This window comes from Woeseia sp. D3-10 (assembly GCF_055809415.1).
Window position 1 is genome coordinate 2,069,095 of sequence record NZ_JBVVTW010000007.1, and the last position, 24,848, is coordinate 2,093,942.

General features: G+C 58.0%; 23 protein-coding genes. 9 read left to right on the forward strand and 14 right to left on the reverse strand.

Going from position 1 to position 24,848, the window contains the following annotated elements; all coding sequences use genetic code 11:
• Positions 1-27 precede the first annotated feature (27 nt).
• The 4 genes from AC0L8N_RS09710 (at position 28) to AC0L8N_RS09725 (ending at position 2,717) form a co-directional block, all read left to right on the forward strand.
• A complete protein-coding gene (locus tag AC0L8N_RS09710; protein ID WP_473667442.1) occupies positions 28-669 on the forward strand; it encodes a TetR/AcrR family transcriptional regulator in 642 nt (213 codons plus the stop codon).
• Between the two features lie 256 nt (positions 670-925).
• Positions 926-1,459 (forward strand): hypothetical protein, encoded by a 534-nt coding sequence (locus tag AC0L8N_RS09715; RefSeq protein ID WP_473667443.1) that lies wholly within the window; start codon positions 926-928, stop codon positions 1,457-1,459.
• 4 nt (positions 1,460-1,463) lie between these two features.
• On the forward strand, positions 1,464-2,084 hold the full coding sequence (locus AC0L8N_RS09720; protein ID WP_473667444.1) for a glutathione S-transferase family protein: 621 nt from the start codon (positions 1,464-1,466) through the stop codon (positions 2,082-2,084).
• A gap of 51 nt (positions 2,085-2,135) precedes the next feature.
• Positions 2,136-2,717, forward strand: coding sequence for a DsbA family protein (locus tag AC0L8N_RS09725; protein ID WP_473667445.1), 582 nt, complete (start codon positions 2,136-2,138; stop codon positions 2,715-2,717).
• A 5-nt stretch (positions 2,718-2,722) separates the two neighbouring features.
• Here the strand turns inward: AC0L8N_RS09725 and AC0L8N_RS09730 are convergent, their stop codons facing one another.
• From AC0L8N_RS09730 to AC0L8N_RS09740, 3 genes are all read right to left on the reverse strand, one after another.
• Positions 2,723-3,814, reverse strand: coding sequence for a hypothetical protein (locus AC0L8N_RS09730; protein ID WP_473667446.1), 1,092 nt, complete (start codon positions 3,812-3,814; stop codon positions 2,723-2,725).
• 131 nt (positions 3,815-3,945) lie between these two features.
• Positions 3,946-4,713 (reverse strand): exodeoxyribonuclease III, encoded by a 768-nt coding sequence (gene xth / locus AC0L8N_RS09735; RefSeq protein ID WP_473667447.1) that lies wholly within the window; start codon positions 4,711-4,713, stop codon positions 3,946-3,948.
• On the reverse strand, positions 4,710-6,737 hold the full coding sequence (locus tag AC0L8N_RS09740; protein ID WP_473667448.1) for a M3 family metallopeptidase: 2,028 nt from the start codon (positions 6,735-6,737) through the stop codon (positions 4,710-4,712). Before AC0L8N_RS09740 ends, xth begins: the two co-directional genes overlap by 4 nt.
• Before the next feature lie 81 nt (positions 6,738-6,818).
• Here AC0L8N_RS09740 and gorA point away from each other — a divergent pair, with 81 nt between their 5' ends.
• Positions 6,819-8,165 (forward strand): glutathione-disulfide reductase, encoded by a 1,347-nt coding sequence (gene gorA / locus AC0L8N_RS09745; protein ID WP_473667449.1) that lies wholly within the window; start codon positions 6,819-6,821, stop codon positions 8,163-8,165.
• On the opposite strand, the gene aroE is transcribed toward gorA, so the two are convergent.
• Positions 8,152-8,982 (reverse strand): shikimate dehydrogenase, encoded by an 831-nt coding sequence (gene aroE, locus AC0L8N_RS09750; protein ID WP_473667450.1) that lies wholly within the window; start codon positions 8,980-8,982, stop codon positions 8,152-8,154. The two genes, gorA and aroE, sit on opposite strands and share 14 nt — an antisense overlap.
• 89 nt (positions 8,983-9,071) lie before the next feature.
• Complete coding sequence (gene hemB, locus AC0L8N_RS09755) at positions 9,072-10,103, reverse strand: porphobilinogen synthase (RefSeq protein WP_473667451.1); 1,032 nt, start codon at positions 10,101-10,103, stop codon at positions 9,072-9,074.
• A gap of 121 nt (positions 10,104-10,224) precedes the next feature.
• On the opposite strand from hemB, the gene AC0L8N_RS09760 reads away from it, so the two are divergent.
• The 4 genes from AC0L8N_RS09760 (at position 10,225) to AC0L8N_RS09775 (ending at position 12,912) form a co-directional block, all read left to right on the forward strand.
• On the forward strand, positions 10,225-10,740 hold the full coding sequence (locus AC0L8N_RS09760; protein ID WP_473667452.1) for a sigma-70 family RNA polymerase sigma factor: 516 nt from the start codon (positions 10,225-10,227) through the stop codon (positions 10,738-10,740).
• Positions 10,737-11,471, forward strand: a complete 735-nt coding sequence (locus AC0L8N_RS09765; RefSeq protein WP_473667453.1) for a DUF3379 family protein — start codon at positions 10,737-10,739, stop codon at positions 11,469-11,471. The genes AC0L8N_RS09760 and AC0L8N_RS09765 overlap by 4 nt, the downstream gene beginning before the upstream one ends.
• A 99-nt stretch (positions 11,472-11,570) precedes the next feature.
• Positions 11,571-12,062 carry an HvfA family oxazolone/thioamide-modified RiPP metallophore gene (locus AC0L8N_RS09770; RefSeq protein WP_473667454.1) on the forward strand — a complete coding sequence of 164 codons (492 nt, stop codon included), beginning with the start codon at positions 11,571-11,573 and terminating at the stop codon, positions 12,060-12,062.
• 256 nt (positions 12,063-12,318) lie between these two features.
• Positions 12,319-12,912 (forward strand): DNA-3-methyladenine glycosylase I, encoded by a 594-nt coding sequence (locus AC0L8N_RS09775; protein WP_473667455.1) that lies wholly within the window; start codon positions 12,319-12,321, stop codon positions 12,910-12,912.
• 6 nt (positions 12,913-12,918) lie between these two features.
• Here AC0L8N_RS09775 and AC0L8N_RS09780 read toward each other — a convergent pair whose 3' ends face one another.
• From AC0L8N_RS09780 to AC0L8N_RS09820, 9 genes are all read right to left on the reverse strand, one after another.
• Entirely contained in the window at positions 12,919-13,845 is a 927-nt protein-coding gene (locus tag AC0L8N_RS09780) for a dihydrodipicolinate synthase family protein (RefSeq protein WP_473667456.1), read from the reverse strand.
• Positions 13,845-17,012, reverse strand: coding sequence for a S8 family serine peptidase (locus AC0L8N_RS09785; RefSeq protein ID WP_473667457.1), 3,168 nt, complete (start codon positions 17,010-17,012; stop codon positions 13,845-13,847). The genes AC0L8N_RS09780 and AC0L8N_RS09785 overlap by 1 nt, the downstream gene beginning before the upstream one ends.
• 166 nt (positions 17,013-17,178) lie before the next feature.
• A complete protein-coding gene (locus AC0L8N_RS09790) occupies positions 17,179-17,742 on the reverse strand; it encodes a peroxidase-related enzyme (protein ID WP_473667458.1) in 564 nt (187 codons plus the stop codon).
• Between the two features lies 1 nt (position 17,743).
• Positions 17,744-18,682, reverse strand: a complete 939-nt coding sequence (hemF, locus tag AC0L8N_RS09795; RefSeq protein WP_473667459.1) for an oxygen-dependent coproporphyrinogen oxidase — start codon at positions 18,680-18,682, stop codon at positions 17,744-17,746.
• On the reverse strand, positions 18,682-19,230 hold the full coding sequence (locus AC0L8N_RS09800; protein WP_473667460.1) for an L-threonylcarbamoyladenylate synthase: 549 nt from the start codon (positions 19,228-19,230) through the stop codon (positions 18,682-18,684). Before AC0L8N_RS09800 ends, hemF begins: the two co-directional genes overlap by 1 nt.
• 5 nt (positions 19,231-19,235) lie before the next feature.
• The gene (locus AC0L8N_RS09805; RefSeq protein WP_473667461.1) at positions 19,236-21,737 is read right to left on the reverse strand and encodes a DNA topoisomerase I; all 2,502 of its coding nucleotides are present in this window, start codon (positions 21,735-21,737) and stop codon (positions 19,236-19,238) included.
• 129 nt (positions 21,738-21,866) lie between these two features.
• The gene (locus AC0L8N_RS09810) at positions 21,867-22,343 is read right to left on the reverse strand and encodes a Smg family protein (RefSeq protein ID WP_473667462.1); all 477 of its coding nucleotides are present in this window, start codon (positions 22,341-22,343) and stop codon (positions 21,867-21,869) included.
• A gap of 28 nt (positions 22,344-22,371) precedes the next feature.
• A complete protein-coding gene (dprA, locus tag AC0L8N_RS09815) occupies positions 22,372-23,478 on the reverse strand; it encodes a DNA-processing protein DprA (protein ID WP_473667463.1) in 1,107 nt (368 codons plus the stop codon).
• A gap of 87 nt (positions 23,479-23,565) precedes the next feature.
• Entirely contained in the window at positions 23,566-24,774 is a 1,209-nt protein-coding gene (locus tag AC0L8N_RS09820) for a LysM peptidoglycan-binding domain-containing protein (RefSeq protein WP_473667464.1), read from the reverse strand.
• Positions 24,775-24,848 lie beyond the last annotated feature (74 nt).

Below are 24,848 nucleotides of genomic sequence, written 5' to 3' on the forward strand. Positions count from 1 at the left end.
CGCTGACTTCTCCAGAGACATCGGCCGATGAAATCGGACCACGCGTCATCTGCCAGAACTGCTCGCCGAACGCTGGCCGGTGACGAACTGGCGGCGCGTATTCTCTCGCACGCCCGTGACGTGATGTACGACCGCGGGGCGGCCGGCTTCTCGGTGCGCAAGGTGGCGGATGCTGCAGGAATCAGTATCGGTCATCTGCAGCATTACTATCCAACACTACTCGATCTGCATTGCGCTATCGTCCGGCTGGTGTCACAGGACTTCGTCGATTTCTACGCTACGCGCGTAACGGCTATCAAGGATCCCGTCGAACGGTTGTTGGCATGTGCCAGATACATTCTCGAACTGGACGAAAAGAAGAATCACCTGACTCTCATGCGCGAGTATTGGGTACTGGCGACGAGAGACGAACAAATTTCCGGGTTGCTTGCCCGGTTCTACACCGCATGCCGCGAACTGGCGGAGGACACGATACTCGATGCGAATGCGAAACTGGGTCGTGACGAAGCGCGACGCCGCAGTTGCGTTGCCGTGTCGCTGTTATCAGGGGCGTTCCTGTACACCAATCCATCGTTCGATAGCGCCATGTCTGAGGAATTTCGCAACCACGTGCTGGATGAGATTCGACGACTGCCGTTCACCCCGCCCGTCGAATTGCCTGCGGCGTGAACGACGGCGCGTAGCACGGATTTCCATACGATACATACCGACCCACATATAAAGACACCCGCCGGGTTGACGCATCCCGTGCGGTGATCCGAACCCGCCCGAGGAAATAACAACGAGTCGGCTTTTTGCCTGTGGTCCGGACCGATGCTCTGTCCCGCATCAACCTGCATCGCGTCTGCTGGAAAATTCCCCTAACATAAGGCGTCCTGTCAGTTACTGAATGCCGGTACCGCTAGCGCGGGCACGGTCGAAATCGATGTTTCTAACGCTCGTGCGCTATTTGCGCAAAGACAAGCCGCCAACGCGGCCGCCAGAACCGGAACAAATTCGGGCCCAGCAGAACCTGCGGCGCGGAATTCTCATGTCCTTGCTGATGGCGGTGCTGGCGATGGCATTGTGGGTCTATCTCGCGCTCGTATTTGATAAATACTTTCCGTGGGTGTCGATGTTGCAAGGGATCATAATTGGTCTCGGCATGCGACGCGCTGGCCGTGGTGTCGACTGGCGGTTCCCGCTGGCGGCGGCGGCAGTCACCGTCGCAGCGGCTGCCGTCGGCAGTTTCGCGGTGGCGCTGTTTCTCACCGGCCGGGAATTCGGTACCGGCGCGCTGGAATTGATCAGCGAAATATCGACGCACACTGTGGGTACTTTTTATACCCGTGAGTTCGGCATTATCGGTGTTATCTACATGTTGTTCGCCGCTTGTCTGGCGGCGTACTATGCGAACCGCCGATTGAGCACCGCGGAAGCCGTAGCGCTTCGGCGGCTGCGGCAAAACAGCCAGGGGTAGCGGTATGCACGAAAACCTATGCATTTATGGCGATTCCCGTTCTGGTAATTGCTACAAGCTGCAACTGCTGTGCGCTGAACTTGGGCTCGACTATGAATGGCGCGAAGTCGACATACTCGCCGGCGAAACGCACACCAAAGACTTCCTGCGACTGAACCCGAACGGCAAGATTCCATTGCTGGTCGTTGACAACGACTATTGTCTGCCGGAATCCAACGCAATCATGAGCTACCTCGCGGACGGCAACGCGCTGGTCGGCACCGACAGGCGGAACCGCGCCGACGTCCTGAGCTGGATGTTCTTTGAGCAATACAGTCACGAGCCGTACATCGGCACTGCACGGTTCATCGTCAAGTATCTCGGCAATCCGCTGGAACGGCGCCAGGCGCTGGAAGAGAAGCAGCAAGGCGGGTACCGCGCGCTTAACATTCTCGAGCAACAGCTCAGCATCCGAGACTTCATTGCTGGAAACGATTTCTCGCTCGCTGATATTGCACTGTTCGCGTACACCCACGTGGCCGGTGAAGGCGGTTTTGATCTCAGCACCTATGCCGCGATAAACGCATGGTTCGAACGTATTCGCGCCAGGCCGGCGTTTGTGCCGATGAGCGCCCCTGCCAACTGATTGCTGGTGCCCGACGCCAGCTTTGCGAATCATCGCTACCGAGGCAAGCAAATGACGAAACGCCTGGAGTTTTTTTTCGACTACGTCAGTAGTTATTCCTACCTCGCGAACAGTCAGTTGGCGACGCTGGGCGCAGACGAGCTCGAGTACCGACCGATGCTACTTGGCGGGGTCCTTAAGGCGACCGGCAATGCTCCGCCCATGCTGGTGAAGGCGCGCGCAAAATACCTGCTGCAGGACCTGCAGCGCTGGGCCGACCATTACCAGCTACCGTTCCGCATGAACCCGCTGTTTCCGCAGAACACACTCAAAGCATTACGGCTGGCGCTGGTAGCGAAGCGCGAAGGGCGGTTCGAGGCATTGCACCAGCCCATGTTCGATGCGATCTGGGTGCACGGTCGCGATTTGAGCGACGATGCGGTGCTAAAGGATCTGGCGATTGCCGCCGGGCTGGACGCGGACCGCTGTCTGCAACGGTGTGCCGACGATGCGATTAAAGCCGAGCTTCAGGCGAATACCGAAGAGGCGATATCCCGCGGTGCATTCGGTGCGCCAACCATATTTGTGAACGGTGAGATGTACTTCGGCAATGACCGGTTCGACTTTATCCGTGCCGCGCTTGCCGCGCGCTGAGCGCGTCAGGCGGTCTGGTAGTCTTTGTTGACGTCGTGCTGGCTCGGCACGCGAGCCAGTTGCAGATCAACCAGTTCCTGCATCTGTCGCGGCGCATCACTGTCGGCCACATAGGCATGCGGTGTACGTCGCAACAATAGCCAGTCGCCCGTCTTGAGCACGCGTACGAGGTGCTCCATGTTGATGCGGATAGCTTCGACGTACGGGTTCTGGCCACTGAACAAGACTTCGATGTAGCGGTATGCCCGGTTGAACTTCGACTGCAATCGCGTCTTCAGTACGTGCTGATAAAAATCCGGTGTTTTTTTGAGCAGATCCAGCCCGGATTCGTAGCGCACCGAAAAGTGGCCGGGTTGCGAGTGTTCGACAGCAATGCCGCCCAGCACGAATTCCTTGTACAGGCTGTCACGGCATTTCTCGAGGTAACAGCGGTCCGCCATTTGTGCAATGAGGTCGGCCGTGCCTAGCAGATGCCCGCAGATAGAGTCGCGCGGGTCTTCGAGTTCAATCTTGTCGATGTCCAGCTCGTAACCCGTGAAATGGACGATCATGCTGGCTACTGCCACGTCCCGCGCCAGCCCTAGCTCGGGCAGGTAGCGGCGCAGAAAGTCAGCGCTGCGTGATACGTGTTGCTGGGTAAGCTGGGCGCCGTTATGAAATTCCTTGTCACGGTCCGCATGGCGTATGTAACCGGAGTCATGAAACAGCGACGTAATGATGGCCATCTGCGCACGGTCTGCGCCGAGGCGGTCGGCTTCATCAGCGCTTTGTTCGTAGCCGGCGACCAGGCGGGCAAGCGCGAGTGTCATATCCAGCGTGTGCTGCATATCGTGGTAAGTGGTGTCGCAACCCATGTAGCCGGGAAACTGCCCGGAGAACAGGCGTTCGAAATCGTAGAAAGCCAGCCAGAGTTTGTCGAACGGCGCACCCGGATAGGCGGTGGAGAATAATGTACGAACGGCGTTGCGCACGGCGTGCGGGTTGCTCACCTGCACAGTGTTGGTGACGTCGTAATCGTTGCGTCGATCCTGCGACAAGATTCTGCTCTTGTTCTTATCGTTGTCTGGCCGCAGCTTTAACGCTGTTGCATTACTCACGACCGTCTACTCCTGACTGGGAACTGCGCACGCCGGCTGGCTGCTCATCAGTCCGGGGAGCAATGATACATCGGGAGAGGTACTCGATGATGGTCATATTGCCGCAATATGTCACATCGGCAGGGAATCTGTCACACGCAAAATTCGGCAATTACCGGGGTATGGTCTGATGGCCGCTCCCAGCTTCGTGGTTCCTTATCCACATAACTGGCGTCACAGTGCTGCGCCAGGGATTTGCTGGCCAATATCAGGTCGATGCGCAGACCTGCATTGCGGCGAAAGCCAGCCGCGCGGTAGTCCCACCAGCTGAAGGTCGCTTCCGGCTGTTCGAACTGCCGGAACACATCGACCAGACCCAGCGCGGTTAACTCGCCTAGCGCTGCGCGTTCGGCTGGGCTGCAAAGTATGCCTTCGCCCCATTTTTCCGGGTCGTGAACATCCCGGTCGTCCGGTGCTATATTGAAATCGCCAAGCACGACCAGTTGCTCGTGTCGGGACAGTTCGTCAGCCAGCCAGTCGCGCAGTGCCGCCAGCCAGCCCAGTTTGTACGCGTACTTGTCCGAGCCGACACTCTGGCCATTCGGGACGTACAGATTGACCACACGGACACCGTTAACGGTGGTTGCCATGACCCGCCGCTGCGGATCATCCAAACCCGGGATATCCGTGATGACGTCGTCCATGGTGGCGCGGGCAATATTGGCGACCCCGTTGTAGGTTTTCTGGCCGTTCGCTATGGCGTGGTAGCCCAGCTCTGCGAACACGTCGGTCGGGAACGCGTCGGATATCTGCTTGATTTCCTGCAAGACCAGGACGTCGGGCTGCGCACTTTGCAGCCACTCCGTGACCTGTGGCAGTCGAACTTTCAGCGAGTTAACGTTCCACGTTGCAATCTTCACGCGGCTATATCGATCCCGCTCTGTTTCAACAGCGCTTCAAGTGTCGGCTTGCGCCCGCGAAAAGCGACGAATGCCTGCATGAAGTCACGGCTACCGCCTACTTCCAGAATTTCCTGGCGGAACCGCCTGGCAGTGCCAGCGTCGAAAACACCGGATTCTTCGAATGCCGAGAAAGCGTCAGCCGCGAGTACTTCCGCCCACTTGTAACTGTAGTAGCCAGCGGCGTAGCCACCCGCGAATATATGCGAGAAGCTTTGCGGAAACCGGTTGAACTCCGGGTGCCGGACCAATGCCACCTCGTCCCGAACCTCCGCGAGCATGTCCAGTGGATCCGTGAGTTGCTCCGGGTTGAATTCGGTGTGCAGGCGAAAATCAAACAAGGCGAATTCTATTTGCCGCAACATCGCCAGCGCGGCGCCGCAATGGCGGCTCTTGAGCAATCGGTTGAACATTTCGTCCGGCAGTGGCTTGCCGGTTTGATAGTGCCCGGATGCGCTGGTCAGCACGTCTTTATGCCAGGCGAAGTTCTCCATGAACTGGCTGGGCAATTCCACCGCGTCCCACGGCACGCCGTTAATCCCCGCTAGCGCCGGGTAATCCACCCGGGTCAGCAAGTGATGCAGCATGTGCCCAAACTCATGGAACAGCGTCACGACGTCGGTGTGTGTGAGTAAGGAGACGCCACCGTCATTCGGTGGTGAGAAATTACAGACCAGATAGCCAATAGGCCGGACATTTTCGCCGGCGAGATTCTTGCGCACTATGCATTCGTCGATCCACGCACCGTTGCGCTTGCCTGCGCGCGCGAACAGGTCGGTGTAGAAGCCACCGATGATGTCGCCGCTGTCGTCCTGCACTTCGTAGTAGCTAACCGAGGGATGCCAGGTCTGCACATTGTCATTTCGATTCAGCGAAACACCGTAGAGCCGGGTTGCGAGGGAAAATAGTCCGTCTTTGACGCGGTTTACCGGGAAATACTCGCGCAGCAATTCGTTGGACAGGGCAAATTTTTCCTGCTTGAGCTTTTCCAGCCAATAGCTGACGTCCCAGGCCTCGACGGTTCTTCCAGCCAGTGCTTCCAGTTCCTCGATTTCGCGCTCTGCTGCAGGCCGGGTCTTCTTCGCCAGCTCGCGCAGAAAACCAATGACTTCGCTGGTATCGCCCGCCATTTTCGTCGCCAGAGAAAACTGACCAAAATTATTGAAGCCCACGAGCTCCGCCAAGCGGTGTCGCAGTGCGAGGATGCGATTGATGTTGTCGCTGTTGTCCCATTGCGGATCTTTTGCCTGCTCGGACGCGCGGGTGGACCATGCCTCGTAAAAGGTTGCACGGAGTTCGCGGTCTGCCGCGTGAGTGGCCACCGCCTGCCAGGTTGGAAAGTCGAGTGACATGCGAAAGCCGGATTTGCCGAGATCGGCCGCGGCCTTGCGAGCCCGCGCAATTACCGATGCTGGCAGGCCGGTCAGCCGTTTCTCGTCTTCGATGTAAAGATGCCAGTTGTCGGTCGAGTCCTGAACGTTCTGCTCAAAGCCGGCTTGCAGGGAAGCCAGCTGCTGGCGAATGTCGCGATATTCCGCTTTCGCCTCGTCGTCCAGAGCGACCCCACCCAGGCGGAAATCCCGCAATGCGTGTTGAATCAACGTGCGCTGGGTGTTGCTGGCATCGGGCGGCAGGGCTGCGGCAACCTGACGATAAGCTTCGAACAACGCCTTGTTCTGGGAGATTTCGGCATCATGTTCGGTGAGTAACGGGAGTGCCGCGTTGTACGCGTCGCGCCAGCCCGGATCTTCCAGCACGCTCTGCAAATGGGTGACCGGCGAAAACGCGGAACGCAGTTCGTGCTGCATTTCCTCCAGCGGCTTGATCAAAGAATCAAAGTCCAGCGGCGTATCGGCGGCAAGGAGTGCGGCAAGCTTTTGTCGATGTGCGCTGATAAGCTCGCGAAGCGCAGGCAGGGCGTGCTCAGGCTGTAAATCTTGAAATCGCGGCAAGCCTTCAGTATCAAGCAATGGATTAAGCATCATTTCTTATATTCATTTTTCAGCTCAGGCGATGTTATCACAGCCATCTGTGGCATCTGCAAACCACTTGCAACAGGAGTTTTCGTGACAAAGCAATTTGACCTGGTCGTGATCGGTGGCGGCAGCGGCGGTTTGGCGCACGCGCAACGTGCGGCAGAATACGGCGCTCGTGCCGCCGTCGTTGAAAATGGACCCTTGGGCGGTACTTGCGTCAATGTCGGCTGTGTACCCAAGAAGGTTATGTGGTACGCCGCGCACCATCATCACCAAATTGAACAAGCGGCTGATTTCGGCTTCGATATCGAACTGAAAGGGCACGACTGGTCGACGCTGAAAACACGGCGCGATGCCTATATCAAACGCCTGAACGGCATTTACGAGAGCAACCTTGGGCGCCGCGAAGTGACCCTGTTGCGCGGTACCGCAAGTTTTGTCGACGATCATAGTGTTGCGATCGATGGCGAAGTCTTTACGGCAGAGCGCATTGTCATTGCGACTGGCGGATACCCGAGTGTGCCCGCTATCCCCGGCGCTGAACTCGGCATTACCTCCGATGGTTTCTTCGATCTGGACCAACGTCCTGACCGGGTTGCCGTAGTCGGTAGTGGCTATATCTCCGTTGAGTTGGCCGGTGTCCTGAATGGACTCGGTGCCAGGACTCAGGTGCTATTGCGCAAAGACGCGATCCTGCGCGGTTTTGACCCGATGCTCGGCAGCGAAGCACGTGCGGCGATGGAGGCCGACGGCGTGGTTTTTGAAACCGGCTTCGTACCCGTTTCGGTCGCGCAAACTGACTCCGGACTGGTCGTCACCGCAGCTGACGGGCGAACCGCGGGACCCGTCGATACCGTGTTGTGGGCTATTGGTCGATCTCCCAATGTTGAAGCACTGAATCTGCAGGCCGCGGGTGTGGCAACGGATGATGACGGCTTTATCCCTGTCGACGATTTCCAGGCGAGCAATGTTCCGCATATCTTTGCGCTGGGTGATGTCACCGGACGCGCTGCACTGACACCGGTCGCCATCGCCGCGGGTCGCCGGCTTGCCGATCGATTGTACGGCGGCATGACAGGTAGACACCTGGAGTACCGCTGTATACCAACGGTCGTCTTCACTCATCCACCCATTGGCACGGTCGGCCTCAGCGAACAGGAAGCACGCGCAGAGTATGGCGACGACGTGAAGGTGTACCAGTCACGCTTCAATCCCATGCAGTACGCACTGAGTGAAACGAAGGTGCCTGCAACAATGAAGCTGGTTACGGCCGGCAGCGATGAACGGGTCGTCGGTTGTCACATCATCGGCGATGGTTCGGATGAGATACTGCAAGGCTTCGCGGTGGCCATTCGTATGGGTGCAACCAAGCAACAGTTTGACGATACGATCGCGATCCACCCGACCAGTGCGGAAGAGCTCGTTACGATGCGTTGATGGTCATTTGCTTCAGAACAGTGATCGTATCCGGCCGGACTCCGCGCCAGAGCTGAAATGATTCTGCCGCCTGTTCAACGAGCATGCCCCAGCCCATAAGCGATCTCGCGGCACCTTGTGCGTTGGCCCACTGGCTGAACGGGGTAGCCGTGAGGCCATAGGACAGGTCGTAGCAAAGCGTTTCACTGCCAACGGCAGACTCCGGATAGGGCGGGTTCTCACCTTTGAACCCGGCCGAGGTCGCATTCAGAACGAGATCGTAGGGTTCATTGTCGGGCAGGTCATTAAAACGGCATGCACTGACTGCGCCGTGACTGGCGAAGTGGGTCGCAAGCGCTTCGGCTTTCGCCAGTGTGCGGTTGGCGATAACCAACGAGCCGGGCTCCAGCTCCAGCAAGGGTCCGGCGATGCCTCGGGTCGCACCGCCTGCGCCCAGAATCAGGATGCGTGCACCGCGCAATTTGAGCTGCAGATTTATTGTGAGGTCGCGAACCAGCCCGATGCCGTCGGTGTTATCACCGAATATGGTGTCGTCCTGAAGGATCAGTGTATTGACTGCTCCGGCAATACGAGCGCGGTCGCTCAGCTCATCGGCCAGCCGGGCAACTTCGCTTTTGTGCGGCACCGTGATGTTCAATCCGCGGCCACCGGTACGCTGAAACTGTTGCACGGCGGGTTCCAGTTTCTCGGGTGTTACCTGCAGCAGTTCGTACTGCATGTGCTGGCCGGACTGCAACGCGAACAGGCGGTGAATAACGGGCGAGCGGCTGTGCGAGACCGGGTAGCCCATTACGCCGTAGCGATCCGGTGCGCTCATTGAGCCAGTCCTGTTGCCGCCGAGACTCTGTTCACACTCATTGCAATCTCCCTGTATGTCGTTCTGTCGACCATACTTATGCAGCGAACCTAGAGGGTTCTCCTGGTGGTCTCGTCTTCGTTCAACCAGCGTGCGGCATCGAGTGCAAAGTAACTCAGTATGGCGCAGGCACCGGCACGCCGGATCGACAGCAGTGCTTCCAGCACCGCGCTTTTCTCATCGAGCCAACCGTTCGCGGCGGCGGCACGAATCATCGCGTATTCACCGCTTACCTGATAGGCGAACGTCGGTACCGAAAACGTGTCGTGTACCCGACGCACGATATCGAGATAAGGCAGTGCGGGTTTTACCATGATGAAATCGGCACCTTCGTCCAGATCAAGAGCGACTTCGCGCAGTGCTTCGTCAGAGTTCGACGAGGCCATCTGGTAGTTATGCTTGTCACTCGCACCCAGGTTGGCGGCAGAGCCGACGGCATCCCGGAACGGTCCGTAGAAACACGATGCGTACTTGGCCGCATAGGCGAGGATCGCGGTATTCGGGTGCCCGGCGGCTTCCAGAGCGTCGCGTATGGCACCGACGCGACCGTCCATCATGTCCGATGGGGCAACAATGTCCGCGCCGGCGTCGGCATGGGTTACGGCCTGGCGTGCGAGTGTTTCAACGGTTTCATCATTCAGCACGTAGCCATTGTCATCAATAATGCCGTCCTGCCCGTGGGTTGTGTACGGGTCGAGTGCGACGTCAGTGATAATTGCCAGAGCGGGATGCGCGGCCTTTAACGCGCGAACGGTAGTCGGAACCAGGCCTTCCGGGTTGGCTGATTCCTCGCCGCGCAAGGATTTTTGTTCCGGCTCAATGACGGGAAAAATAGCCAGCGACGGAATACCCAGAGCTTCAGCCTCCGCGGCTTTCGCCAGAATGCCGTCAATGCTGAGCCTCTCGATGCCGGGCATCGAAGCAACAACCTCGCGGCGACCTTCGCCGGGTAACACGAACATCGGGTATACGAGATCGGCTGAACTCAGTGTAGTCTCCGCCACCAGGCGGCGGAGCGCCGGACTCTTGCGGGCGCGGCGCAGGCGTGCAGATGGAAATCCAGCGTGTAGGTGGTTGCTCATAGAAGGGTCGCAAGGGCTCGTAAAACTTGGATTTTCCACGTATTCCGATAAGGTTTCTACGCCCCGGCGAGAAAAACATCGTTTCCGGGTAATAAAGACGAAACTCAACAGGTCTCTTGGTATGACAGAAAGTACGGCGACAATTGCGAGGAAAAGGCGCTTCGAGCAGCTGGTCGCGGTATTGCACAGAGACATGTACCGCTACGCAGTGTGGCTCAATCGCGATCCCGGTATTGCTGAGGACGTTGTGCAGGAGGCTTTGTTGCGGGCCTGGAAGTCGCTGGATTCATTGCGCGATGACAGTTCCGCGAAACAATGGGTACTGACGATAGTCAGGCGCGAAAATGCGCGGTATTTCGAACGCAAGCGTTTGGAGACCGTCGACGTCGATAACCTGACGCCGGCACAGTCTTTGATAATCGCCGAAGGCGAAGACACGGATACTGAGGATATGCGCCGGGCGTTGTTCGAACTTCCGGACGATTACCGGGAGCCGCTGGTACTGCAGGTATTGCTTGGTTATACAACTGACGAGATTGCGGCCTTGATGGGCATTAAAGCCGGCGCGGTGCTGACGCGCTTGCACCGCGCACGACACAAGCTGAAAGCACAGTTCGATACGGGTGCCACCTCATGAACGAGACGAGCATGAATTGCGAAAGCTACAGACAGGCGATTGCGGAAGATCCGTCGGAGTCATTCGACGGTGGCGCATTGCATGCTGAGTCATGTGCGTCTTGCCGCGCTGCCCGCGATGAATTCCAAGCACTCGATCGGCGCATAGCGGCGGCCTTCAGTATCCCTGTCCCGGCTTTCGAATTACCGGAATTACCGGAGCTTGACGTCAGCGCCAGCGTAACGACATTGACGCCGCGCCGTCGCATGAGCACCCCGGCATGGTTCGGCATGGCCGCCGGAATAGCCCTGGCGGCCTATTTTGGCCTGCAGTCACTCGCGCCGGATGTCCCGGCGCTGTCTTTGGCCGAACAGGTAGTGGCACATTTGGATCACGAGGCCGGCTCGCGCGTCGTTAGCAGCGATGCCGTGTCGGAACGAACCCTGCAGAGCGTGGTCAGTAAAGATGTGGCACAAATGAGCCCGGGGATTGGGCTGATTACTTACGCGCGCAGCTGCGAAATCAATGGGAGAATAATTCCTCACCTGGTTATTCAGGGGGAGCGCGGCCCGGTAACCTTGTTGTTGCTGCCGGACGAGCCGATTGACGGCCCGATTCCGCTTGAAGGGAACGCCATCAACGGCGTGATTCTCCCGTTGGGGGAAGGCAGCATCGCTATAATTGGTGTCAGTGAAGAATCAATAGACGACATCAGCCATCGTGTTATCGACTCAGTGAAGTGGTCAACCTGAAGAAACCGGCTCGCTGAGTACCAATCAAAGTATGGCCCGATAGTGGGCTTAAGTGAGATGCCCGGCCTGGGCATGTAAACCAGAGGTAGGAGATTAGAAATGTCGAACAAGCAAATAGCGAAACCTGTTGCACTGGCCGTTGGTGCGGCTTTGGCCGGAACGTTCGCATTCGCCAGCGTTGCCAATGCTGAAACCGGCGCAAGCCCGTTCGCGATGCAAACGCTGAGCGCCGGTTACATGCTGGGCGCCGGTGAAGGCAGTTGTGGCGAAGGCAAATGTGGCGGCGACAAGGGCGATAAGAATGCTGAAGGCAGCTGTGGCGGTGACAAAGGCGACAAGCAAGCCGAAGGTAGCTGTGGCGGTGACAAAGAGAAAGGCGCTGAAGGCAGTTGCGGCGGCGACAAAGAGAAAGGCGCCGAGGGCAGTTGCGGCGGCGACAAAGAGAAAGGCGCCGAGGGCAGTTGCGGCGGTGACAAGGAAAAAGGCGCCGAGGGCAGTTGTGGCGGTGACAAAGAGAAAGGCGCCGAGGGCAGTTGTGGCGGCGACAAAGAGAAAGGCGCTGAAGGCAGCTGCGGCGGCAAGAAAGAATAAGCAGCTAAAGGCAGATATAGCGGATTGGTCTAACAGCCTGATTGCCGCATGAAGCCAAAAGAACCCGCGGTTTGCCGCGGGTTTTTTTTATCCGCCGTGTGGTCGCGAGTGATCGTTCCCGATTCGTTGCCTGGCTGGGTCGACACGGTTGAAATCGGTGAAACTGCGCAACTTGTGCGTATATGCCGCATGTGTGATTGAACCGGGCGCTGCTAGAATTCACCGTCCATGTGGTCCTGATGAGTGTCTGAGCCCAATGAGCAAACAAGTCAAACGTTGCAAGTGGTCGGAGGGCGTCGGCCTTGCGTACATCGAGTACCACGATACCGAGTGGGGAGTGCCGGTTACCGATGACCGGACGCAGTTCGAGTTTTTGCTCCTCGAAGGTGCCCAGGCTGGCTTGAGCTGGTCGACCATACTCAACAAGCGCGAAGGCTATCGCAAAAACTTTGCTGATTTCGATCCTGAGAAAGTTGCCCGTTTCACTGAAAAGCGCATCGAAAAAATTCTGCTCGACCCGGGTATCGTGCGCAATCGTCTGAAAGTGCGGTCTGCGGTTAGTAACGCCAGGGCTTTTCTGTCCGTGCAGGAAGAATTCGACGGCTTCTGCAACTATATTTGGGGTTTCGTCGGTGGCAAGCCGATTCAAAACCGCCTTCGTCGGGACGGCGATTTCCCGGCCACGTCAACGGAGTCCGACGCGCTGAGCAAGGATATGCGAAAGCGCGGCTTCAAGTTCGTCGGCAGCACAATACTCTACGCGCACATGCAGGCAACCGGTTTGGTCAACGATCACCTGACCGATTGTTTTCGCTACAAGGAATGCGCTGCGCTCGCGAAGAAACTCTGACGCCGTTCAGGCGCTTGCCGCCAGACCAGGCATGGTGAAATCCTGCGCATCAAGAGCGGCGATCAGTTCGCGGCAATCCTCAGCACTGAGACTCAACAGAGGTGGACGAACCGTACGCCACTTCGCCGTGCCGCTGTAGTGCGCCACGATAGCCTTCAGTGCCGGGATCATCGCCTTCTGCTGAACGATGCCACGCAGGTCGATCAGCGCTTGTTGCTTCGCTTCGGCGTTCGGCGATTGCCAGTTGTGGTACAGATCGACGATGGCCGCGGGATTCACATTGGCGGTCGCCGATATGCAGCCTGCACCGCCCGCCCGCATGTTCTTTAGTAACAGGGCTTCTGTGCCGACAAAGATCTGAAAATCATCCCACTGCCGTTCGTGCATTGCCGCTGCATTGGTCCAGTCACCTGAACTGTCTTTGATGCCGGCAATAGTGCCCGGGTAATCGCGCAACAGGCGTTCAATGAGGTTTATGCTGATGCCAACCTGCGCCACAGGCGGAATGTGATAGAGGTACACGCGCAGTTTTTCATCGCCAACTCGTTGAATAATCTCGGCATAACTTCTGTACAGCGCATCGTCGCTGACGCCCTTGTAATAAAACGGCGGCAACATCAGGGTGCCGGCGCAGCCGAGCCTGACTGCGGCACGGGTCAGCGCCACGGAATCCGGCAAGGCGCAGCAACCGGTCCCTGGCATTAGCCTTGTGGTGTCGATACCGGCATCGACCAATGTTTCCAACAGCTCAATTTTCTCGGCGACTGACAGCGAGTTTGCTTCGCTGTTGGTACCGAACACGGCAAGGCCGGTGTCCTGCGACAGCAGCCAGCGGCATTGCTGCACGAGACCATCAGCATCGACGCTTAAGTCGTCGCGAAAGGGGGTGATTACCGGCGAGAGTACGCCGGACATTCTGATTGCTGGGTTCATCAGTTCCGAACGCTGATTACAGTAATGCCAACAAGCCCCTCCGGCGTGTTGTGCGAGATGCCGCCGAGATAAATTGTGCCGGACAGCAAGTTGCTCCAGTCGACCTGTACTGTTTCGGTCGATCCGGAGGAAACCACGGCGGGTGCGGTTACGCTCATGTTGCCGGCGTTGTCGTTCAGGCCGAATTGCCACGCGACGATGTCGTACTCGGTACCGGGGCCACCCGTGACCTCATCGGTTTCAAAGCCGTGCACAAATACGACGTAGGTTCCTGCGCCGGGCAGCATCAGGTTGAATTGTTCGCGTGACGTGTCGTTGCCGCTTTCGCCGATCTTGTTGCAGTTAATGTTGTCCGGGCAATAGTAGACGTACATATCGAGATCGTCGTTGCCGTCGGTCAGCTCATCGAACAAGGCAAAGCGCAAATAGGCCTGATCGGGCGGCACGATGTAGGTGTGTGCGGTGGCGCCGGTGCCTTCGTCGCTGAACTGGAAGGTTTTGTCGGGATCAGCTTGCACGCTGCTGCTGAGCACCAGCGGCAAGTTAAGACCGTGGACCCGCGCTTCATAGGCGCCGTCGTAGCCGAACTCAACCGGAAAACTTAATGAGCCGGTTCCGCCGACCGAGCTGTATTCAGTAGGTGCAGTGAGTGACACAGGTCGGACGGCAAGTGCGCTGCGAACCGCATGATCATCGCTGTTCCAGGTCAAACTGCCAAAGCGCCAACTGTTCAGTGGGCCGCTGGCATAGGTGTAGGTGACTTCGAACTGGGCGGTTTCACCGGGAGCAAGACTCAACGCCTGTGGCGCTACGACAGTTTCGATGCCGGAGGGCGACACAATGCTGGCTGTGTAGTTGCCAGCGACGTCACTGACATTGGTGACCCGGCGAACCACGGTTTGCGAATTTGCCAGACGGCCAACTGCGATTGACGGCTGATTCATGTCGCTGGGATCCAGCGATACGCCGGCCGCAGCCAGCTCGGAACAGCGCGACGCCAATACGGCTGACGAGCGTATCGCGCAGGCGAATGCGTCATAGTCATCGTCGCCCGCGTCGTAGACCAGGCCCGGGTTCAGCGCACTGTTTGGATCAATGTGGCCAGCGCCGAAATCAAACGGGTTGGCCTGGGTCGTGCCCGTTGCCTGATTTACGTCCTGGTACGCCGAAGTCATCAAGGCCGACTTGATCGCTGCGGGGCTCCACTCCGGATGGGCTTCGTGCAACAGGGCTGCGATGCCCGTGACGTGTGGTGCTGACATCGAAGTGCCGGTCAGAAACGCGAAGTTTTCACCGTGCACCGAGTTGACTGCGTCCGGGGTGAAGCCCGCCAGAATATTGATCCCGGGCGCTGTCACGTCTGGTTTGAGTATGTCCTGTGACGGGCCGGGGCCTCGCGAAGAAAACGAACCCATGACATTGCCGTCGTCGCTGACGGCAAGAAACAATCCTTTATCCAGCACGACTTCGACTGTTTCGCCGGCGTTAATCTCATCGAGTATGCGATTGCCGTCAGCCTGACCAATCATCAGAACCGGAATGTTCACGGCATTCGCTTCGCCCGTCATTACCGTTGGGTCGCCGGCAATATTGGCGACCAGCATGGCGATGGCACCCGCATCTTCGACATGCGTTGCCTTCACCGTGAAGTCGCAGCCGCCACGCTGGACCAGTGCAACCTTGCCGCTGACCTCACTGCTGTTCACTAAAGGTTCACACGCATCGAAGGTCGTGCCGCTAACACCGCCGTCCAGCGTGTTGTCGTCGTCATCAACCAGCACGAGTTCTTCTTCGATAGGGTCGTTGTCGCCAAGCGGTGCGCCGAAATTGCCCTCTTTGACGGCGTACTTACCCGCCAGTGATACCGGCGCATCGATCTGCAGGGCCTCGAGTGAATGTTCACCGTCGCGACTGGATGCCGCGACCGTCATGACCCACGGTGCGCCGGCAGGTGAGCCCACGGTGCCAAAATTGGGCCCTTCGTTGCCGGCCGCAACGACAGCGAGCACGCCCGCTTTGGTCGCCGCCATGAGAGCGAGATCATCGGGCGCGGTCGTTTCCTGCAGAGAATTACCAACCGAATAGTTGATGATGTCGACGCCATCGGCGACAGCGGTGTCGATCGCCAGAGCGAGATCAGAGGTATTGCAGCTGGAACGGGTTGCGCCCGGTCGCAGCCAGCAGGCCTTGTAGGCCGCAACCCGTGCTCGTGGTGCCATGCCTTCGACGCGACCGAGCACCGTACCGAATATCGCAGCATCCACTCGTTTGCCGGCGGCGGTGGTCGCGGTATGGGTTCCGTGTCCATCGACGTCACGCGCTGAATAGACTTCGCCATCGTCAATCGGACCAGCATTCTGTGCGCCAGCGTAGAAATAACGCGCACCGATCAGCTTGTTGTTGCACAGGCTGGCGTCGAACTCCGGGCCGGCTTCGCAATGCCCGTTCCAGTCCTCCGGAGGGTCATAGACCACGACGTCGGGTAGTCGGCTGAAACGCCCGCACAGCCAGCGACCGAGCAGGCTGTTCCTGGCCCAGGTGGATTCGCAGAGTCTGGGGCGCGGCGCCTCGCGGGTATCTGCCAGCATTGGGTGTTCCGGCGCGATGCCGCTGTCGATAACACCTATCACCACACCTTCGCCATCGAGACCGAGATCGCCGCGCAATCCGCCGTCTGAGTCGAACAAGCCGAGAAACTCGGCGCTGTAGTTAGTCGACAACGGCCGGATTTCATCTTCCCAGACCTGCTGCACTTCGGGGAGATTGCCCAGCTTGTTGGCCTGCGCTGGCGTCATGCGCGCGGCAAAGCCGTTCAGACTGTAACGATAACTGTATAGCTGCACGGCCCCCGGGCCGGCCTTGGCCAGCACGGACTGTTGTTCATTGCCGAGGCGTTGCGCGTAGTTTTGTACGGCGGCACTGTTCTTGTCGAAGCGGCTGGGCGCCGACAGTTTTCCTGAGCCTGTAAAGCGTTGCTTGGCATGATAAACAGCTGCTGCGGGCTCGCGGAGCTGCACGATGTACACCTTCGCGGATTCGGTGTCTTCATCGGCAAAACGAAACGCGGCGACGGGTCCGGCTTCGCGCAGTTCGCTGGCCTCGACCGCGAAACCGGCGGTCAGCAATACGCCGCACAAAACGGCGGCCATGGTTCGAAATTCGCTCACGTGAGTTCCTGTTACCCGCCGCGTCGACCGACGGGGCACCAGTCTGCATGAAATGCATTGTGTAACCGCTTATTCTGCAAAGAAGTTACCACAGTCCTAAAGGAGTGGACAGATGGCCCGCTGTTCCGCCAACCGCGACCGGCGGTCGTCGATCCGTGCATTTTGACTACGCGTTGTCGCGGTAACCGGAAAGCTCGTCCGTGGAGTAGGTGACGCCCAGTCCGAGCGCAATGCGATTGACGAAATTGAAATAGCCCACAATCAGGGTGAGATCGAGAATGTCACGGTCGCTAAGGCCCACTGACCGCAGGTCATGAAGGTCGCTGTCGGTCATGGCGCCAGGTGCGGTCGTGAGCTTTTCGGCATGCATGACGATGTTGCCCAGTCGCGGCTCCAGCGAGTCCAGATTGTCGGCCGAGCACAAGGTTTGCACGGTGTCGTCATCTTTCACGTAACGTCGTAATGCCTCGGCATGATGCTGTACGCAGTACGCGCATTCGTTGCTTGCGGACACGACGACCGCAACGGCTTCGCGCTCCGCTCGGGACAACCCGGACTTGCCGAACATGACTGTCATGTAAAGATCGAGGTGGTTTTGCATGGCCTCCGGGTTGAGGCTTTGCACCTGCATGATGTTCGATACTTTGCCACGCTGTTCGAGTAATGCAGCGTAGATTCTGCCGAGTTTGTCGTCGGCGTCGTCAATTTTGACCTCGTCGATCCATGCCATATCAGCGCTCCTTCTGGTCGTCTTCCGCAAGCCAGTCACGTGGCCGCAGATAATCCGCGTACAAACGCTCTTCAACCGAGCCGCTCGCCGGGGACCAGTCGTACTCCCAGCGTACCCGCGGTGGCAGGGACATCAGGATAGACTCCGTGCGCCCACCCGACTGTAAGCCAAACAGTGTCCCACGGTCATAAATCAGGTTGAATTCAACGTACCGACCTCGCCGGTACAATTGAAATTCACGTTCGCGCTCGCCGAATACCGTGTCTTTGCGTGCTGCGACTATGGGCAGGTAGGCAGCAAGAAACTGATCCGCAATCGCCCGCACGAATTGGAACGAACGTTCGAAACCCGGTTCATTCAGGTCATCGAAGAATAGCCCACCCACGCCACGGGTTTCATTGCGGTGCTTCAGGAAAAAGTACTCATCGCACCAATTCTTATAGCGTGGATAGTAATCGTCGCCGAACGGCTGGCAGGCGTCTCGAGCCGTCCGGTGCCAGTGCAGCACGTCCTCGTGAAACGGGTAATAAGGTGTCAGATCGAAGCCACCGCCAAACCACCAGACAGGCGGTCCGTCATCAGCAACCGTCGTAAAGAAGCGGAAGTTGGCATGCGTGGTCGGGACGTAGGGGTTGCCCGGATGCAAAACCAGTGACACGCCCATGGCAGTGAAAGCGCGGCCAGCCAGTTCCGGCCGGCTCTTGGTTGCCGACGGCGGCATCGTGTCGCCATAGACGTGCGAGAAACCAACGCCGGCCTGCTCAAATACCTCGCCATGGGTCATCACCCGGCTTTCGCCGCCGCCGCCGCCTTCGCGCTGCCAGCTGTCGTGCTGAAACCGGCCGCTGCCGTCGGCTTTTTCAAGTGCGTGGCAGATATTCTGTTGCAAGCCCTGCAGGTACTCTTTTACGGCGTCTTGGTCTGGGACTGTCTGCTTCATTAGGTGGCTGCTCTGACGATGCGACCGCTGCAGAGGTCGCGGATTTCCGACGATCCGTTTGCAGGACCGCAGCGCCCGGGCACGATGGCGTCGACCAGTGGGCCAAATTGCTTGTGAAGGACGTACGAGGTGCGTGCTGGCGGTCTGCCGCTGATATTGGCGCTGGTTGATACTATTGGCATGCCGGCGATCTGGCAGAGTGTCGCTGCCACGGGGTGCGCTGTAACTCTGATGGCCACGCTCTCGTGCCGCCCTCTTATCCAGGCAGGTACTGCGTCCGTTGCGGGAACAATCCAGGTTACCGGTCGTTCTGCGCTGCAACGCAGATCCGGCGCGTTCGCCGGCAAGTCGATCCAGCCGTCGAACTGCTCCAATGAGGCACCGATCAGCAACAGGCCGAGAAGTGGGTCGCGTTGTTTGATCTCGAGGATACGCATGACAGCACCCGCATCATCCGGTCGACAGCCTAAGCCGAAGACTCCTTCGGTCGGGTAAGCAACGACGCCGCCTGCGCGGACGAGACGGCCGGCCCAGCGCAGCGGCATCATTTGGCTTAACCTTCTGCGCCGTCAGTCGACTTGCCAGCCGAGCTCTTTTTCCTGGCGGCCGGGGCCTTCTTCTTCGCGACTTTTTTCTTGGCAGTTTTTTTCTTTGCCTTTTTCTTCGCTTTCTTCTTGGCCTTCTTTTTGGCTTTTTTCTTTGCTGTCTTTTTACTGCTGGCTTCTGATGCGCTGACTTTCTTCTTCTTGCCGCGTCGACCGCGCTCGGGCGCTGCCGCCAGCAATTCCTTGCACTCGTCGAGAGTCAGGGTCTTTGGCTCGCGGTCCTTCGGCACCCGTGCATTCTTCTTCTTGTCCGTGATGTACGGACCGTAACGACCGTTCAGTACCTGAATGCCTTCCTCTTCGAAATCAAGGATGAGGCGCTCGGCGTCGATGCGCTTTTTCTCTTCTATCAACTCGAGTGCGCGCGGCAGTTCGATGGTGTACGGATCGTCTTCGCCCTTGATAGAGACGAATTTGTCGCCGTAACGCACATAGGGCCCGAACCGGCCAACACTCGCGGATACTGAGAGACCGTCAGCTGTCTCGCCGAGCTTTCTCGGCAGTTTGAACAGCTCCATCGCCTCGTCAAGCGTGATGTCGTTCATCTTCTGGCCCGGGCGCAGGCCAGCAAACTTCGGCTTTTCTTCGTCGTCTTTGGTGCCGATCTGTACGAACGGACCGAAGCGGCCCATACGAACAGTGATCGGTTTGCCGGTCTTTTTGTCGGTGCCCAGCTCGCGAGCCATTGCGACTTGTTCGCGGGTTACGTTTTCGTCTTTGTGCAGGACCAGCTTGGAGAACGGCGCCCAAAATTCTTTAAGCAGTGGTATCCATTCTTTCTTGCCGAGAGAGACTTCATCGAGATCGTCCTCGAGTCTTGCGGTGAAGTCGTAGTCGACGTACTGCGTGAAATGTTCGGTCAAAAAGCCGTTCACAATCCGGCCGATATCGGTCGGCAGGAAGCGTTTGCCGTCCATCTCGACGTATTCGCGGTTCTTCAGCGTTACGATAATGCTGGCGTAAGTCGACGGCCGGCCAATGCCGTATTCTTCCAGAGTCTTTACCAGGCTGGCCTCGGTAAAACGGGGCGGTGGCTCGGTGAAATGCTGTTCGGGGCGCAACTTGTCGAGAGAAATCGTGTCGCCCTGACTGATTTCAGGCAGCAATCGATCGCCATCGTCGGTTTCGTTGTCGTCTTTGCCTTCCTGGTAAACCGCCATGAAACCCGGTTCAACCAATACCGAGCCATTGGCGCGCATCAGGTGACCCTTGTCGCTGTGCGGTCCGGCGGACAGGTCCAGTGCTACCGTGTCGAATATTGCAGGCACCATCTGACACGCCATCGTGCGCTGCCAGATCAGTGTATAGAGTTTCAGCTGTTCTTCGTCCAGCTTGCCCTTGAGCGACTCCGGCGTAATGGAAACGGAGGTTGGACGAATAGCTTCGTGCGCTTCCTGAGCATTCTTCGCCTTCGTTTTGAAGACGCGTGCTTCGGCAGGCACATTCTGAGCACCGTAGCGCTCGCCAATCAAAGCGCGAACTTCATCAAGCGCGGATTGAGCTAACGTGACCGAGTCGGTACGCATATAAGTAATAAGGCCAACGTTACCCTCGCCAGGCAATTCAATACCCTCGTAGAGACGTTGTGCTACGCGCATCGTCCATTGGGTATTGAAGCCAAGCTTGCGGGACGCTTCCTGTTGCAAGGTCGAGGTCGTAAACGGCGCGGATGGGTTGCGGCGACGTTGCTTCTTGTCGACCTTTACAGCAGTAAGCACGCCGTTGGCGGCAGCCAGCAGGGTGCTTTCGACCTCGCGCGCGGCCGTTTCATTCTCAAAGCTGAACTGCTCGACTTTCTCGCCGCGGTAGCGAATGAGCCGGGAAACAAAGGGTTGCGACTCTTTGCTGACGTCGGCTTCGATCGTCCAGTATTCCCGGGCCTTGAACGCTTCGATCTCGAGTTCGCGCTCGACAATCATGCGCAATGCAGGACTTTGGACGCGACCGGCCGACAGGCCACGCTGTACCTTCTTCCACAACAGCGGCGACAGATTGAAGCCGACGAGGTAATCCAGTGCACGGCGTGCTTGTTGTGCGCAAACCAGTTCGTCCGAGATCAGACGCGGATGTTCGATCGCTTCTTGGATCGCGCCCTTGGTGATTTCATGAAAAACCACGCGATGGACCGGCTTGTCCTTGATGACGCCTTTTTCTTTCAGAAGCTCGACCAGATGCCATGAAATGGCTTCACCTTCGCGATCAGGGTCAGTCGCGAGGTACAGGGCGTCAGCCTTCTTCAACGCCTTGATGATCGCGTTAACGTGTTTTTCGTTACGCTCGATGATCTGGTATTTCATCGCGAAGTCGGCGTCGGTATCGACAGCGCCTTCCTTGGGCACCAAATCGCGTACGTGGCCGTACGATGCCAATACATCGAAGTCCTTGCCCAGGTACTTGCTGATGGTTTTGGCTTTAGCCGGTGATTCGACGATTACAAGATTTCGCGACATGCTGCTTCCGTAAGTAAAAGAACTTTGTGACGGCCTGAAGCAAAAAACCGCAGACTGTGCCGCGGTTCAATTACCTGCAGATTGTGAGCGTGTCAAGGATACGGACCGACAACGCCCCTAAACCGGCTCTCAGTGGATAAGCCCGGTGTTCTCCTCAAACACCAGATCTTCCATTCGCGCATAGGCCATTTCCTGACCGGGTTGGCTGAACAACACCATCAAGACTACCCACTTGATCTGCTCAACATCAATGTCAGGAGACTCCAGCGCAAGCAGTCGGTCAACGAGAATTTCGCGTTGTGTCGGCGAAAGAATGCCGATCTGCTCCAGATAGAGGATAAAACCGCGCGCATGGCTGTCGAGCCGTTCGCGTTCCACATCGCTGTAGATGCGGGTGGACGAATCAGTTTGCGGATGGAAGGCGAGACTGTCGTGGTTCTCAGTCAAACCATCGAGCCAGTCCAGCGCCCGATCAATCTCGGTACTGCCAAATCCCGCGCGGACCAATTCTCCGCGCAACACGTTTTGGTTTGGCTCGGGCTCCTCATCCGCATCGATGTAGGTCTCGAAGAGATACATCAATACGTCGAGTACGTTCTCTTTCATGCCTGGAGCGGCTCCTTAAAAATCCGTATTAGCAGTGTTTCAGTCTCGAGTAATTCCCGCCCGGAAGCATTTCGACCTGTCCCTCGAGCTCCAGAATAAGGAGCATGGAGCAAACCTGATCGATCGTCAATGCGCATTTGGCCGCGAGTTCGTCGGTACTTACGGGGTCGAAGCCCATCGTTGTCAGCAGCAATTCATGCTCTGGATTCCGCACAACGGCGCCATTTTCAACCTTGCTGACATCGTCCTTATGTTGCACCAGGTGACCAACGAGTGGCTGTAATTCATCGATGATATCGGCGGCGCTCTCGACGAGTTTGGCGCCGTCACGAATGAGTCGGTGACAACCTCGCGCCAGCGCATTGTGTATTGAACCGGGGATGGCAAAGACTTCACGGCCCTGCTCGGAGGCCAGTCTTGCCGTAATCAGAGAGCCGCTGCGGTAAGCGGCTTCGATCACCAGTGTGCCCAGCGACAAGCCACTGATAAGGCGATTGCGTGCCGGAAAATGTTCCCGGCGTGGCGGAGTACCGAGCGGGTATTCAGACAGCAATGCGCCATTGCTCGCGACTGCATGCGCCAGATCATGGTTGCTTGCCGGGTAAACGCGATCGATGCCGTGGCCAAGCACAGCAATCGTGGTAGCGCCGGCGCTGAGTGCGCCGCGGTGTGCGGCGCTATCAATTCCTTGCGCCAGGCCGCTGACAATTGTGAAGCCGCATTCGCCCAGGTGCTTCGCGAACTGCTGGCTGTTGTTCTCGCCACCGCGGGTTGGGTTGCGGCTGCCGACTATGGCAATGGCCGGCAAATGCAGAGCATCAACCGCGCCCTTTAAATAAAGGAGTGGTGGCCAACCATTGATCTGCCGCAGCAGCTCGGGGTAGTCGTCGCTGGTTACGGGAATCAAGTGGTTGCCGGCCTCGTCCGACCAGCGCAAGGCCGTTTCGAGTCGGTTCTGGTCCGGCTGCAGCAAGGCGTCGGCAGCGCCCTCGCTCAGGCCGAATCTAACCAGTGTCGCGCGCTTTTCTCGCAGAATACCGGCGGCGTCGCCGAACTCGGCGAGCAGAGCTTCCAGCACGGCCGTGGGCACTCTGGCCTCGGAAAGCGCGAGCCAGGCTCGTCGTTCATCGCTCATAGGGTTCCTGCACTCCGCTTTCGGGCATAAAAAAAGCCGGCGTTCGTGATTCGAACGCCGGCCCGCTTGAGCGGAGTTAATGCGCCTCTAGGGGCTGCGCACAGCGTCGAATACGCGAATTTCGCTGGTGGCCTGCATGACCAGGCCGTAACCGATCCGATCGTAGACTTTGAATATCATCACCGTACCGGCTTGTTCATCCGGCAGGCGAATTTTTTCGCCGCCAAAGCTGGGCAGGAAGCCGTCCGAACCGCGGGCAAACCGATCGTGCACTTCTTCGCCGGACTGGAAAACAGTCAACACGTCACCCGGTGCTATACCGTCGCGCGCACCCCGGTTCAGCACCACCACCTGATACTGGCCAATCAGCGATACACCATCTACCACCGAAATAATTTTGCCGTCGACGTCCGTATCCGGCGCTTTCGGGAAGAAATTCAGCGGGATGTCCACCGACTCCGGAATCAGTCGGTCGCCGGTCAATGCTTCACGATTGGTATCGGTCAGGCTGACTGTTGCGGGATCGCCGCCACGACTCAGCGCGCCTTCGCCAACGAATATGCCCTGATAGCCCACGACCTTGTTGTCGTCCGGGTCAACCAGCTCATCGCCAACATGAATGACACTGTAGCGGGTGCCGGGAGCCGCGGGTTCGCCGCCGCGCACGTACACGTCGTTACCAGCGGCCGCAATCATTCGTTGGCCGCGAGTCGCGAGTATGTAGGGGAGGCTGTCAATCTGAGAGCGCTCCAGCACCATTCCTCGCGACAGAAAAGACGCAATCTGTTCGTAAGGAATGCTGGTAATCGCCGCGTCGAGTGGCGTAATGCGTGCTTGCGGTGACAGGCGATAAGCAGAGCCGCGCAATGTGATGCGTGGCTGACCATCGATCATGACCAAAGCGAGCACATCACCGGGATAAATAAGGTGTGGGTTTTCAACCTGCGGATTGACGTACCAGACTTCCGGCCAGTGCCAGGGATCCTGCAGGAACTGACCCGCGATGTCCCACAGGGTATCGCCGCGTTTGACGACGTACTCATCCGGATGGCCGGACGCGAGCGGGACGCGGTTCAGCGGTTGAATATTCTGTTGTGGAGCGTTCTGGGTCGAGGCCCGGTTTGCGTTCGGATCCAGAGATGTAGAACGTTCTGGTGCAGGCGCCGGTCGCTCGCTACGCACCGGTGCTTCTTCACGGTCGGCAAACGGATTCAGGGAGCAGCCGGCCAGCGCCGCCGTCAAAACTATAGACGACAGGCAGATGCCGGTTTTCGTACGTGGATGGCTAAAGGACATGATCGACGGCGGCTCCATTGTGAAATCTGACCTGTCGGCGGACAGGCGTTGCTATAATATGTCGTGTCGACGCC

What these genes read in the sequence shown, in the direction of transcription:
- AC0L8N_RS09725 (WP_473667445.1), top strand. Translation starts at nt 2,136, where the DNA reads ATGACGAAACGCCTGGAGTTTTTTTTCGACTACGTCAGTAGTTATTCC.
- AC0L8N_RS09760 (WP_473667452.1), top strand. Translation starts at nt 10,225, where the DNA reads ATGACAGAAAGTACGGCGACAATTGCGAGGAAAAGGCGCTTCGAGCAG.
- AC0L8N_RS09775 (WP_473667455.1), top strand. Translation starts at nt 12,319, where the DNA reads ATGAGCAAACAAGTCAAACGTTGCAAGTGGTCGGAGGGCGTCGGCCTT.
- AC0L8N_RS09765 (WP_473667453.1), top strand. Translation starts at nt 10,737, where the DNA reads ATGAACGAGACGAGCATGAATTGCGAAAGCTACAGACAGGCGATTGCG.
- AC0L8N_RS09770 (WP_473667454.1), top strand. Translation starts at nt 11,571, where the DNA reads ATGTCGAACAAGCAAATAGCGAAACCTGTTGCACTGGCCGTTGGTGCG.
- AC0L8N_RS09740 (WP_473667448.1), bottom strand. Translation starts at nt 6,737, where the DNA reads ATGATGCTTAATCCATTGCTTGATACTGAAGGCTTGCCGCGATTTCAA.
- AC0L8N_RS09805 (WP_473667461.1), bottom strand. Translation starts at nt 21,737, where the DNA reads ATGTCGCGAAATCTTGTAATCGTCGAATCACCGGCTAAAGCCAAAACC.
- AC0L8N_RS09820 (WP_473667464.1), bottom strand. Translation starts at nt 24,774, where the DNA reads ATGTCCTTTAGCCATCCACGTACGAAAACCGGCATCTGCCTGTCGTCT.
- AC0L8N_RS09790 (WP_473667458.1), bottom strand. Translation starts at nt 17,742, where the DNA reads ATGGCATGGATCGACGAGGTCAAAATTGACGACGCCGACGACAAACTC.
- AC0L8N_RS09780 (WP_473667456.1), bottom strand. Translation starts at nt 13,845, where the DNA reads ATGAACCCAGCAATCAGAATGTCCGGCGTACTCTCGCCGGTAATCACC.
- hemF (WP_473667459.1), bottom strand. Translation starts at nt 18,682, where the DNA reads ATGAAGCAGACAGTCCCAGACCAAGACGCCGTAAAAGAGTACCTGCAG.
- AC0L8N_RS09720 (WP_473667444.1), top strand. Translation starts at nt 1,464, where the DNA reads ATGCACGAAAACCTATGCATTTATGGCGATTCCCGTTCTGGTAATTGC.
- AC0L8N_RS09710 (WP_473667442.1), top strand. Translation starts at nt 28, where the DNA reads ATGAAATCGGACCACGCGTCATCTGCCAGAACTGCTCGCCGAACGCTG.
- AC0L8N_RS09715 (WP_473667443.1), top strand. Translation starts at nt 926, where the DNA reads ATGTTTCTAACGCTCGTGCGCTATTTGCGCAAAGACAAGCCGCCAACG.
- AC0L8N_RS09800 (WP_473667460.1), bottom strand. Translation starts at nt 19,230, where the DNA reads ATGATGCCGCTGCGCTGGGCCGGCCGTCTCGTCCGCGCAGGCGGCGTC.
- AC0L8N_RS09810 (WP_473667462.1), bottom strand. Translation starts at nt 22,343, where the DNA reads ATGAAAGAGAACGTACTCGACGTATTGATGTATCTCTTCGAGACCTAC.
- dprA (WP_473667463.1), bottom strand. Translation starts at nt 23,478, where the DNA reads ATGAGCGATGAACGACGAGCCTGGCTCGCGCTTTCCGAGGCCAGAGTG.
- hemB (WP_473667451.1), bottom strand. Translation starts at nt 10,103, where the DNA reads ATGAGCAACCACCTACACGCTGGATTTCCATCTGCACGCCTGCGCCGC.
- aroE (WP_473667450.1), bottom strand. Translation starts at nt 8,982, where the DNA reads ATGAGCGCACCGGATCGCTACGGCGTAATGGGCTACCCGGTCTCGCAC.